13 protein-coding genes are annotated in these 11,989 nt (G+C 30.3%); 11 read left to right on the forward strand and 2 right to left on the reverse strand.

Annotated features, from left to right (window positions below):
- From CURI_RS04790 to CURI_RS04835, 10 genes are all read left to right on the forward strand, one after another.
- Positions 1-780, forward strand: coding sequence for a TPM domain-containing protein (locus CURI_RS04790; RefSeq protein ID WP_014967099.1), 780 nt, complete (start codon positions 1-3; stop codon positions 778-780).
- A gap of 99 nt (positions 781-879) precedes the next feature.
- Positions 880-1,827, forward strand: a complete 948-nt coding sequence (locus CURI_RS04795; RefSeq protein WP_014967100.1) for a metal ABC transporter substrate-binding protein — start codon at positions 880-882, stop codon at positions 1,825-1,827.
- A gap of 1 nt (position 1,828) precedes the next feature.
- Positions 1,829-2,509: a metal ABC transporter ATP-binding protein gene (locus CURI_RS04800; RefSeq protein ID WP_014967101.1), complete on the forward strand. Its 681-nt coding sequence runs from the start codon at positions 1,829-1,831 to the stop codon at positions 2,507-2,509.
- 74 nt (positions 2,510-2,583) lie between these two features.
- Positions 2,584-3,396: a metal ABC transporter permease gene (locus CURI_RS04805; protein WP_014967102.1), complete on the forward strand. Its 813-nt coding sequence runs from the start codon at positions 2,584-2,586 to the stop codon at positions 3,394-3,396.
- A gap of 845 nt (positions 3,397-4,241) precedes the next feature.
- Entirely contained in the window at positions 4,242-4,781 is a 540-nt protein-coding gene (locus CURI_RS04810; protein WP_014967104.1) for a helix-turn-helix domain-containing protein, read from the forward strand.
- A gap of 18 nt (positions 4,782-4,799) precedes the next feature.
- Positions 4,800-5,849 (forward strand): spermidine/putrescine ABC transporter ATP-binding protein, encoded by a 1,050-nt coding sequence (gene potA, locus CURI_RS04815; protein ID WP_014967105.1) that lies wholly within the window; start codon positions 4,800-4,802, stop codon positions 5,847-5,849.
- 37 nt (positions 5,850-5,886) lie between these two features.
- Positions 5,887-6,684 (forward strand): ABC transporter permease, encoded by a 798-nt coding sequence (locus tag CURI_RS04820; protein ID WP_014967106.1) that lies wholly within the window; start codon positions 5,887-5,889, stop codon positions 6,682-6,684.
- Positions 6,678-7,463, forward strand: a complete 786-nt coding sequence (locus tag CURI_RS04825) for an ABC transporter permease (RefSeq protein WP_014967107.1) — start codon at positions 6,678-6,680, stop codon at positions 7,461-7,463. The genes CURI_RS04820 and CURI_RS04825 overlap by 7 nt, the downstream gene beginning before the upstream one ends.
- Before the next feature lie 24 nt (positions 7,464-7,487).
- Positions 7,488-8,528, forward strand: a complete 1,041-nt coding sequence (locus CURI_RS04830; protein WP_014967108.1) for an ABC transporter substrate-binding protein — start codon at positions 7,488-7,490, stop codon at positions 8,526-8,528.
- Positions 8,529-8,736: 208 nt separating this feature from the next.
- Positions 8,737-10,557, forward strand: a complete 1,821-nt coding sequence (locus CURI_RS04835) for an adenine deaminase (protein WP_014967109.1) — start codon at positions 8,737-8,739, stop codon at positions 10,555-10,557.
- Positions 10,558-10,606: 49 nt separating this feature from the next.
- Here CURI_RS04835 and CURI_RS04840 read toward each other — a convergent pair whose 3' ends face one another.
- Together CURI_RS04840 and CURI_RS04845 are read right to left on the reverse strand one after the other, a co-directional pair.
- Positions 10,607-10,876: a LiaI-LiaF-like domain-containing protein gene (locus CURI_RS04840; RefSeq protein WP_014967110.1), complete on the reverse strand. Its 270-nt coding sequence runs from the start codon at positions 10,874-10,876 to the stop codon at positions 10,607-10,609.
- Complete coding sequence (locus CURI_RS04845; RefSeq protein ID WP_014967111.1) at positions 10,876-11,283, reverse strand: PspC domain-containing protein; 408 nt, start codon at positions 11,281-11,283, stop codon at positions 10,876-10,878. The genes CURI_RS04840 and CURI_RS04845 overlap by 1 nt, the downstream gene beginning before the upstream one ends.
- 263 nt (positions 11,284-11,546) lie before the next feature.
- Between CURI_RS04845 and CURI_RS04850 the strand changes: the two genes are divergently transcribed.
- Positions 11,547-11,978 (forward strand): FHA domain-containing protein, encoded by a 432-nt coding sequence (locus tag CURI_RS04850; RefSeq protein ID WP_014967112.1) that lies wholly within the window; start codon positions 11,547-11,549, stop codon positions 11,976-11,978.
- The last annotated feature ends 11 nt before the right edge of the window (positions 11,979-11,989 follow it).

Genomic DNA, 11,989 nt, shown 5'->3' on the forward strand with positions numbered 1-11,989 from the left:
ATGAAAATAAAAAATTCAAGATTATTAAATATATTTTTAATAACCTTAGTACTCTTAAGTGTTGTGACTTTAGCATATGGAGAAGATTTAAAGCTACCAAAGCGAAGCTATGACTTTTATGTATATGATGAAGTAGGAGTCATAAGTAAAGATACAGAAAAGCACATAGTAAGTGTAAATAAAGAGTTATATGATAAAACCGGGGCACAGGTCGTGGTCGCTGTGGTCAACTCTCTGCAAGATAGATCTAAAGAAGAATATGCGACAGAACTTTTTAGAAAATGGAAAATAGGTAGTAAGGAAAAAAATAATGGTATTCTTCTTTTAATAGCTCCTAATGAGAGAGAGTTAAAAATAGAAGTTGGATATGGACTTGAAGGAGCTATAACTGACGGTAGAGCGGGTGAAATAAGAGATAAATATATTACTCCGTACTTTAAGTCAGAGGATTATGATGAAGGAATACTAAATGGTTTCAATGCAATACTAGGATATATTACTAATGAGTATGAAATATCTATAGAAGGTGTAGAGCCACAAGAAATGCCAAATCAAAGTAGAACCATGCCAAATATATTTATAATAATTCCAATATTTATATTTCTTATAATTGATTTTACTCTATTTAGAGGAACGCTTACAATTATGATTTTAAGAGTAATATTTAGTGGGAATGGTAGAGGTGGAGGCTTTGGAGGCGGTGGTTTCGGAGGTGGCTCTGGTGGTAGCCGCGGAGGCGGAGGATCTTCAGGTGGAGGTGGAGCCGGCGGAAGCTGGTAAACTTATAAAAGTCGTTATCTAAAAGTTGATAACGACTTTTATGTCCTGTATAGGAATAGAAAAAATGGAAATGAATACATTGTAGAGGGAGGGGTATGAATGAAAAAAAGAGTATTCTTACTACTAACATCACTAATTTTATTGTTAGCTGGATGTACTAGTGAAAAGTCTTCTAATGATATAGAGAATGAAAATATTAAAAATGATAAAATTAAGGTAACGGCAAGCACATATCCAATGTATTATGTAGCTAATGAAATAGGAAAAGATAAAATAGACTTAAATCTATTAGTTCCTGCAGGGGTAGACCCTCATGAATATGAAGTTTCTCTTAAAGAAATAAAAGACTTAGAACAAATAGACTTATTTATATATAATGGATCAGGAATGGAAAGCTGGGGAGAAAAAATATCAAATAATCTAAAAAATAAAGATAAAGATATAATAAATGGAAGTGACTATGTAGAGCTTTTAAATATAGAGGAAAGTGAAGAGCATGAAGAACATGAACATGATCATGGAGAAAAAGATCCTCATATATGGCTAAATCCATTGAATCTAGATAAAATAGGGAAAAAAGTAAAGGAAGAATTAATAAAACTAGATAAAGAAAATCAAGAAGTTTACGAAAAAAACTACTTAGAATTATCAGAAAAATTGAAAAGCTTAGATAATAAATATACGGAGACATTAAAGAACAAAAAGGATAATACTATACTAGTTTCACACGAAGCCTTTGGATACTTAGCTAATAGATATGGATTAGAACAAATAGCTGTTACAGGAATAACACCTAACTCAGAACCAAGCCCTAAAACTTTAGCAAAGTTAATAAATGTATCTAAAGAAAAAAATATAAAATATATATTCTTTGAAGTTCTTACAAGCCCTAAATCAGTTGAAATGTTAGCAAAAGAAGCTAAGTTAGAAGTGCTTGTACTAAATCCAATAGGTGGAGTTACTAAGGAACAATTTGATAAAGGTATAGACTATGTAGATTTGATGGAGGAAAACTTAGCAAATCTAAAGAAAGCATTGGTGGATTAGAATGTCTGAGGTTGTAGTAAAAGTTAAGAATCTAAAATTTGGTTATGGTAAAAACGATATACTAAAAGATATAAGTTTAGAGATAAACGAAGGTGAATATGTAGGAATAATAGGCGGTAATGGATCGGGAAAAAGCACTCTTTTAAAATTACTAATAGGTGTAATGCAACCTAATAGCGGAACAATAAGCATATCTAAAAAAAATATAGGATACCTATCTCAACAAGTTAGAAACTTCAATACAGAGTTTCCAGCAACAGTAGAAGAAGTTATAGCTGCTAATTTATACTCTAAAATGGGATTTTTAAAAATATTAAATAAGAATCATAAAAAGAAGATAGATGAGGTTCTGAAAATTGTAAATATGCAGGGCTATAAAGATAAGTTAATAGGAAAGCTATCTGGGGGACAACAACAAAGAGTATTTATAGCAAAACTTTTAGTAAATGAACCTGATATTATATTTATGGATGAACCTATTGTAGGGTTAGATGATGAATCTATAAAAAGTTTTTATTCACTTATGAATAAGTTGAATAAAGAGTTAAGACTAACTATAGTTATGATTACACATGATGTAAGAGGAGTAGAGAAAAGTCTCGATAAAATATTCTGTATAGAGGATGGAAAGATACAGAACAAAAAATTAAAAATACGAGCACAAGTGCAAGTACAAATATAAATACAAGCCAAAGTATTAACTTCGAAAGAACATAGATCAAGAATAGCGTATAAGGTAGATTAAAGGGGGTTATTATGGATATTTTACAATATGACTTTATGCAGAGAGCATTAATAATAGGAATAATAGTATCTTTGAATTGTTCTACTATAGGGCTATTTTTAGTCTTAAGAAGATTCTCTATGGTAGGAGATACAATATCACATGTGGCACTAGCAGGAGTTGCACTAGGAATGGTCATGGGAGTATACCCTATATATACAGCTATAATAGTTTCTATATTAGCATCGCTTGGAATAGAAAAGCTAAGAAAAGCTTATGCTAAATATTCTGAACTTGCTTTATCTATAGTTCTTGCAGGTGGGATCGGTATAGCCAGTTTACTAATAAGTTTAGACAAAGGAAATACTAATGGAATTATGGGGTATTTATTTGGCAGTATAGCACTAGTTACGGACAAAGACTTGTATACTATAACTCTACTTGGAAGTATAATCTTAATTTCTATTATATTTCTATACAGGGGTCTCTTCTCTATAACATTTGATGAAGAAAGTGCAAGATTTTCTGGTATAAAAGTAAAGGCGATAAATATATACTTTTCAATTCTTGTTGCATTAACTATTACACTATCAATGAGAATAGTAGGAATACTTCTAGTATCATCTCTTATGACACTACCAGTCGCAGCAAGTTTACAAATATCTAAAAGCTTTAAAAGTGCTTTAATATATTCAAATCTTTTTGGACTCATATCTGTAATACTTGGACTTTTTATTTCATTTTATCTAGATTTAGCCCCTGGAGGAAGCATAGTTATAGTATCACTAATTTTACTTATAACTACTATTGTCATGAAAAGAATAGTGAGCTTGGTTAGAATATAGATATTTACATATTCACAAAAGATATTGTTAAATTCTACTTTATAAATAAGTTGATTAAAAGATTTGGATTTACAGTAGAACACTTCTTCGTGGAAAACATAAAAAGAGGTGTTCTTTTTGATGTTTTAAAAAGGTCTTTAACTTGAGTTAAATTCTAATGGTACCTAATGAAACTAGAGATTCTTTGATATAGATATGATAAAAGGAAATATATACTATGGTTTTTAGAATTTTAATAGGAATTTTATTTTTAAATACTATTATATAATAAAACTTTCAAATACACTCTCAATACTAAATAGTACTAGCATTAAAAAGTACAACTGATGTTATTGAGAATAAGGTTATGAAAAAGGGTATACTAAAGATGATTGAAAGTGTTTATCTGATGAAAAGTTATTAACTCCTACAATGAATGCTAAAGGAATATTTCCATCAATAGTAAAAAGAATAATAAGAGTTGTAGAGGAAACTGATGGTATAGGTAAATAATTAGTGACAATATTCTAAATATTCAAAAAATGTTTAGGAATAAGACAAAAACCATAAATTCACTTATAAAACTATTATTAATGTTAATAGTGAGAGTTATGTTAGCCTTTGTAGCAGCTGGCATGATGGGTGGATACTATCAGTTAGGGACAGTAGAGGATGACAATATCTAGTCAACCTCTTTTTTATACTTATTGCTTCCTTATTATATGTAAGAAATTTTAATGTTTTATTTTAAAGAAAATTGTAGAAACGGGTTGACTTTTTTATAAGTATTTTAATATAATAATCATGAGTTTAGTAATGATAAACCGGAAGTTTAATATAATGACAACAAATGGGGAGGATTTTTTGTGAGAATCGGAGAGAAAATTAGGCGTCTAAGAGTGAAACACTCACTGACCCAGGAAGAACTTGCGAATAGGTGTGAACTTACTAAAGGATTCATATCGCAAGTAGAGAGAGACTTAACATCTCCATCTATAGCAACACTTGTGGATATTTTGGACGGATTAGGAACAAATCTAAAAGATTTTTTCAATGAAATACAAGAAGAAAAAATTGTCTTTGTTAAAGATGATGTTTTTGAAACGGAAAATGAAGAGCTAAAATATGTACTACAGTGGTTAATACCAAATGCCCAAAAAAATCAGATGGAACCTATAATGATAGAACTAGATGGAGGGGGGAAATCAAAAGAAGATTATCCTCATGAGGGGGAAGAATTCGGATATGTTTTAAGCGGAAACATATATCTATATATAGGAAGTCAGAGATACAAGGTAAAGAAAGGTGAAAGTTTTTACTTTAAAGCTCATGCGAATCACTATATAGAAAATGCAGGAAAAGCAAAGGCAAAAGTATTGTGGGTGAGTACACCACCTAGTTTCTAAAAGGCAAGGAGGATTTAAATGGAAGAAAACTTAATCATAGACCTGAAAAATATTTCAAAGTCGTTTGGAAATATGGAAGTTATAGAAAATCTTAATCTTTATGTAAGAGAAAATGAATTTTTAACTATTTTAGGTCCTAGTGGGTGCGGAAAGACTGTAACTCTTAGAATGATAGGAGGGTTCGAATATCCTACTAGTGGAGAAATAATAATTGAAGGTAAAGACATGAAAGATGTACCTCCATATAAGAGAAAAATAAATACTATATTTCAAAAATATGCTTTGTTTCCACATATGAATGTTTTTGAAAATATAGCGTTTGGATTAAGAATAAAGAAAGTACAAGAAAAAGAAATAAAAGAAAAAGTAAAGAAGATGTTAAAACTAGTAAACTTAGAAGGTTATGAAGATAGAGCTGTTACATCTTTAAGTGGAGGTCAGCAACAAAGAATAGCAATAGCTAGAGCTTTAGTAAATGAACCAAAAGTGTTACTTTTAGACGAACCATTAGCAGCACTAGATTTAAAGCTGAGAAAAGAGATGCAAATTGAACTAAAAGAAATGCAAAAAAGGCTAGGTATAACATTTATATATGTAACACATGATCAAGAGGAAGCACTAACTATGTCAGATACTATAGTTGTAATGAATAAAGGAAAAATACAACAGGTAGGAACTCCAGTTGATATATACAATGAACCTAAAAATGCTTTTGTAGCTAAATTTATAGGTGAGAGCAATATTATAGATGGCGTAATGATAAAAGATTTTCTAGTAAAGTTTGCTGATACTGAATTTAAATGTGTAGATAGCGGATTCGGTGGTAATGAAAATATAGATATAGTTATAAGACCAGAAGATATAAAAATAGTAGAAAAAGAACAAGGTATGCTAACAGGAACAGTAGAAACAGTGACATTCAAGGGAGTACATTATGAAATGATGGTTAGAGATAGAGAAACCCAATGGAAAATCCATAGTACGGATATGGAAGAAGTAGGAAAAACTATAGGCATGAATTTTTCGCCAGAAAGTATTCATGTAATGAAGAAGGTTAATGTAGAATGAAAAAAAGAGTTTTATAGCGTATCCATATATAGTATGGATGCTAATATTTATAATAGTTCCACTTTTGTTAGTATTACTTTTCAGCTTAACAGATGAAAGTGCACTTGAGGCTGGAAAAATAAAGATTACATTAGATAATTTTAAAAGATTTTATGATCCACTATATTTAAATATACTTAAGCGCTCAGTTATATTAGCTGTAGTGTCAACTGTGGCATGTTTAATACTAGGATATCCTATGGCTCTTATTCTATCTAGACAAGAGCCCAGAGTAAGAAATATACTATCACTGTTATTTATTTTACCAATGTGGATAAACTTCTTATTAAGAACATATGCATGGATGACTCTCTTAAGTAAAAATGGAATTATAAATAGCTTTTTATCCTTTATAGGGCTACCTACATTAAATTTAATGTATAACGATGGAGCAGTGCTATTAGGTATGATATATAACTTCTTACCATTTATGATACTGCCAATATATTCAGTATTAATAAAACTAGACGACAGTTTAATAGAAGCATCTTATGACCTAGGTGGGAATAAAGCAAATACGTTCAGAAAAGTAATTTTCCCATTAAGTTTACCTGGAGTTATAACAGGAATTACCATGGTATTCATGCCAGCAGTAAGTACATTTGTAATCTCTAAACTTCTTGGTGGAGGAAAATATGTACTTATAGGAAATCTTGTAGAAAGACAGTTCCTAGCTGCGGATGATTGGCACTTTGGGTCTGCTATATCTATTGTCATGATGGTGATGATACTTATAGCTATGGGTATAACGGCTAAGTATGACAATGATAGAGAAGGAGATGGTGGACTATGGTAGGAAAAAAAAGATTAGAAAAGATATATACAGCCATAATCTTCATATTTCTATATGCACCCATAGTAGTGCTAATGATATACTCGTTTAACGAATCCAAGTCCAGAGGAAATTGGGGAGGATTTACGTTAAAGTGGTATAAAGACTTGCTTCAAAATAGAGAGATAATGACATCACTGTACTATACATTACTGATAGCAGGATTATCGTCAATAATATCTACAATAATAGGTACATTAGCAGCAATAGGAATATATGATATGAAATCAATAAATAAAAAGATAGCACTTAATATAAATTACTTGCCGATATTAAACCCTGATATAGTAACAGGGGTAGCACTTATGACATTGTTTATGTTTGTGAAAATGGAGCTCGGCTTTTTAAGTTTGCTTTTAGCTCATGTGACATTCTGTATACCATATGTAATACTTTCAGTATTACCTAAGTTGAGACAACTAAATAAGCATCTAACAGAGGCAGCTATGGATTTAGGAGCAAAGCCACTTTATGCTTTTAGAAAAGTAATACTTCCAGAAATAATGCCAGGAATAATAACTGGTGCACTTATGGCGTTTACACTTTCCATAGATGACTTTGTTATTAGCTTCTTTACTACTGGCAATGGAGTTTCAAACTTATCAATAACTATATATTCAATGGCAAGAAGAGGTATAAATCCGATGATAAATGCACTATCAACATTAATGTTTTTAGCTGTATTAGGATTATTATTAATAATAAACTTTAGAACGACAAAAGATAAAAAAGAGAGAATATAAACAGAGAAGGGATGATAATTAAGCATGAAAAGAAGTTTTAAAAGTATTTTGGCAATAATATTAGTAATACTAACTGGAATAGCGACAGTAGGATGTGGAGAAGAAAAGACTACTTTAAATGTATATAACTGGGGAGACTATATAGACCCAGAAGTATTGAAAGACTTTGAAAAAGAAACAGGAATAAAAGTTATTTACGATAGATTTGATACAAATGAAGATATGTATATAAAAGTTAAAAAGGGTGTAAATTATGACGTGCTTTTTCCATCTGATTATATGATAGATAAAATGATTAAAGAAGATTTATTAGAGAAAATAGACTTTAATAATGTTCCAAATTATAAATATATAGATGAAAGATTTAAAAATCTAGCATTTGATCCTAAAAACGAATATTCAGTACCTTACATGTGGGGAACTGTAGGGATACTTTATAATAAAAATATGGTAAAAGAGCCTGTAGATAGTTGGGATATACTATGGGATGAAAAATATAAAGAGCAAATACTTATGTTAAACTCTCAAAGAGACTCTCTAGGAGTTGCTCTAAAAAAACTAGGATATTCAATGAATTCTACTAATGATAAAGAACTTGAAGAAGCAAAACAAGAACTTGTAAAGCAAAAGCCTTTAGTATATTCATATGTTGGAGATGAATTAAAAGACATGATGATAAATGAAGAAGCTGCTATGTCGGTAGTTTGGTCTGGTGATGCTGGGTATACTATGACAGAAAACTCAAACTTAGCCTATGCTATACCAAAAGAAGGTTCAAACTATTGGTTCGATAATATAGTAATACCTAAGACAGTAAAACATAAAAAAGAAGCGGAAATGTTCATTGACTTCTTATGTAGACCAGAGGTAGCAAAAAGAAATGCAGAATATATAGGATATGCAACTCCAAATACAGAAGCAGTTAAGAAACTACCTAAAGAAGTGATAGAAAATAAAGCGCTGTATCCAAATGGAGAAGACTTAAATAATCTAGAAGTGTTTATAGACTTAGATGATTATGTGAAAAATTATGAAAGAATCTGGACAGAAGTAGTTGCAGAATAATATATAAATTTTAAATTCTACAAATAACTAGTAACTTTTAAATTGTATGATATTATATAATTATACCAAATAAAAGGCTACTAGTTATTTTTTATTTCACTTTATAACTATGTTTAGTTATATTTACAAAACTTAAAGTATAGCTATAATAAAGGTTTGAAATTTACTATTAGTCAAGAATACAAAAAAATAAGGGGGAGTATTAAATATGTTAAATGCTAAAGCTTTAAAGAAAACAGTAGATTATAGAGAAATGATAGATGTTCTTATGAGTGACAAGGTATTTGCAGATAAGGTACTCAACAATGGGAATGTAGTAAATGTACTAACTAGAAAAACATATAAAGCTGATATAGCCATAAAAGGAGAATACATACTCTTAGTAGGAGATTGTAAAGAACTTATAGGTCCGGAGACAGAAGTTGTTGATGTGTCTGGAAAATATATATCACCAGGATTTATAGATTCACATATGCATTTTGAAAGTAGTATGCTTACGATAACAGAGTTTTCAAGGTTATCTATACCATCAGGCACTACTACACTCATAGGAGATCCACATGAGATTGGAAATGTATTAGGGGCAATAGGAATGAAAGCTATGGCAGATGAGGCAAGCGTTGTTCCAAACCATGTTCATTTACCAGTACCAGCACTAACACCAGATTGTCCTGCACTTGAAACAGCGGGAGTAGATGTAACTTCAAATGATATGGATGATCTACTAAACTATCCAAATGTAATAGGTATTGGAGAGTTCCAAGGATTTAGTAATGCTAAACATGTATATAGAAATACTCCAGAAATAGTAAGTGACTTAGTAGCATCATCAGTATATGCTTCAAGTATAGGAAAAATAGTAGATGGTAATGCACCAGAATTGTTTGGAAGAGAATTAGCAGCTCATATAGTAGCTTGTGCTGGAGAGTGCTCTGATCATGAAACTACTACTAAAGCGGAAGCTATGGAAAAGTTAGATCAAGGTGTATATTTATTTATGAGAGAAGGTTCTACTCAAAGAAACATGGCGGAATGTATAAGAGCTGTAACAGAAGAAGGATATGACTCAAGAAGATGTATACTAGCAACAGATGATATGGTTGCATCGGACTTAGAAACAAAAGGACATATGGACGACATAGTACAAAGAACAATAAAAGAAGGTGTAGATCCTATAGAAGCTATACAAATGGCTACTATAAATGCAGCTACTTACTTTGGATTTAAAGATAGAGGAGTATTAGCACCAGCAAAGCTTGCAGATATAGCTGTAATAAATGACTTGAATGAAATGACAATAGATTCTGTTTATTTGGGAGGAAAACTAGTAGCTAAGGATGGTAAACTTCTTATAGATCTACCTAAATATACTTATCCAGACTCAGTTAAAAACTCTGTTAAGAGAGGCCCTGTGAGCTTGGATGAAATAACTATAAAGTCGGATAAGAATAGAGTAACAGCAAGATGTATAGAATGTATTCCTGACGAAAATTTAACTGGAGGAATAGAAGTAGAACTTAAAGTAGAGAACGGAATAGTTGTAGGAGATTTAAGCAAAGATGTAAATCCGATAGTATGTATAGAAAGACATGGTAGAACTAAAGGTAATGTAGGAAAAACATTTGTAACTGGGATAGGACTTAAATCAGGAGCTATTGCAGAATCAGTAAGTCACGATACTCATAATATAATAGCTACAGGATCTAATCATGAAGATATAGTTGTAGCAATAAATAGAGTTATAGAAATGGGTGGAGGACTCGCATTAGCTAAGGATGGAAAAGTAATAGATGAACTAGCATTACCAGTTGGAGGGCTTATAACAGATGAACTTGACGGACATGAAGTAAGTGCTAAGATATCTCAACTTGAAAAATTAGCTAAAGAAGACTTAGGAGTTAAAATACACGGGCCATTTATGCATCTATCATTCTTATCGTTGTCAACAAGTCCAAAGTGGAAAATTACTGATAAAGGATTAGTAGATGTAAATAACTTTGAAATATTATCTCCAATAGTAGAAAAGTAAAATAAGAAAACCTCTTAATATTATACTTAATATTAAGAGGTTCTTTATTTTAGAAAAACATATTTCTTTGTATAACCATACCACCATGTTGTTTGAATATAGCATATAGAATAATAATAGCAAAGAAAATTATCCAAGTAACTAAACTTATAGAAGTTTTATTAGATATTAAGTGTACACCGAAAACTACAAAGATTAAAGGCCATAAGTCCGAAATAGCTCCCCATACTGAAAAATTTAAAAGATTTAGATTATTTAATAGTAAGAAAGCTCCTATAAAAATAAAAAACACACCTAAAAACAAGCTATTTTTCTTCACTATTCTTTTCCTCCTTTGGCTATAATATATACCCCAACTAATATAAGAACTATAGAGTATATGAATACATCATCAATATTAAACAGTTTTTTTAGAGTAAGAATAACTCCAATACATATTAGTGCACCGCCTAATATAATTTTGGTTTTTTTATTGTTAAGATTTAAAGTATTATTAAATCCACTATTAAAATCAAAGCCCTGCTCTTGATGATATCCTAATGGTGCCTGAGGAATTAATACTAAACATAATATATATAGTAAAAAACCAAAACCACCAGAAACAAATGTCATTAAGGCCCATAAAACTCTCACAATATCAGAACTTATATCTAAATATTCACCAAGTCCGCCACATACTCCACCAATTACTCTATTAGTATTAGAACGATAAATTTGCTTATTCAATACAAGACCTCCTTTTCATCACTATAGTAGTAAGACGTATAAAAAGATAAAAATACTTCAAAGTACATATAAATAACATAATTATAATAATAGTATGGTATAGGAAATAATAGGAATAATATAAAGGTAATATAAATGCTATTATATGAAATATAGGTTTTTTAGTTGAATATTGCTTAACTATAATGTAATATATTTTATCATAAGAAAAGTGGTATAATAGAGTGTGATGAAAATAAACTTTTTAGCTTGGTGGTGATAATATGTTTAATGTGCTATCTTTAATATTCAGGTATGTTTTTATACTACTTATATACCTTTTTATGCTTGGAATTATTAGACTTATTTACTTAGATATTAAAAGTATGTACTCTCTGGAAGGTGATGGAACTAGCTATCTTAAGCTTATAAACAGAAAAGAAACAATTCCTTATAAAGTAAAAGAAGAGTATGTTTTATGTCAAGAAGTAAGCATAGGAAGAGGAAATCAAAATGATATAGTTCTTAGAGATCCTTATATATCAAAGGAACATGCCAGAATTATATTAGACGAAAATGAATATTTTTTAGAAGATTTAAATAGTGCCAATGGTACATATCTAAATAATGAAAAAGTATTAGATGTGATAAGGTTAAAAAATGGAGATAGAATTAAATTAGGACAAATAGAATTTCTATTTGTATATAGAGACTAAGGAGTGTGTTA

It is taken from the genome of Gottschalkia acidurici 9a (assembly GCF_000299355.1).
Taxonomy (GTDB): domain Bacteria; phylum Bacillota; class Clostridia; order Tissierellales; family Gottschalkiaceae; genus Gottschalkia; species Gottschalkia acidurici.

Bases quoted from the DNA above. Each gene is read 5' to 3' on its own strand.
- CURI_RS04790 (WP_014967099.1), top strand. From the start codon at position 1: ATGAAAATAAAAAATTCAAGATTATTAAATATATTTTTAATAACCTTA.
- CURI_RS04795 (WP_014967100.1), top strand. From the start codon at position 880: ATGAAAAAAAGAGTATTCTTACTACTAACATCACTAATTTTATTGTTA.
- CURI_RS04800 (WP_014967101.1), top strand. From the start codon at position 1,829: ATGTCTGAGGTTGTAGTAAAAGTTAAGAATCTAAAATTTGGTTATGGT.
- CURI_RS04805 (WP_014967102.1), top strand. From the start codon at position 2,584: ATGGATATTTTACAATATGACTTTATGCAGAGAGCATTAATAATAGGA.
- potA (WP_014967105.1), top strand. From the start codon at position 4,800: ATGGAAGAAAACTTAATCATAGACCTGAAAAATATTTCAAAGTCGTTT.
- CURI_RS04820 (WP_014967106.1), top strand. From the start codon at position 5,887: ATGCTAATATTTATAATAGTTCCACTTTTGTTAGTATTACTTTTCAGC.
- CURI_RS04825 (WP_014967107.1), top strand. From the start codon at position 6,678: ATGGTAGGAAAAAAAAGATTAGAAAAGATATATACAGCCATAATCTTC.
- CURI_RS04830 (WP_014967108.1), top strand. From the start codon at position 7,488: ATGAAAAGAAGTTTTAAAAGTATTTTGGCAATAATATTAGTAATACTA.
- CURI_RS04835 (WP_014967109.1), top strand. From the start codon at position 8,737: ATGTTAAATGCTAAAGCTTTAAAGAAAACAGTAGATTATAGAGAAATG.
- CURI_RS04850 (WP_014967112.1), top strand. From the start codon at position 11,547: ATGTTTAATGTGCTATCTTTAATATTCAGGTATGTTTTTATACTACTT.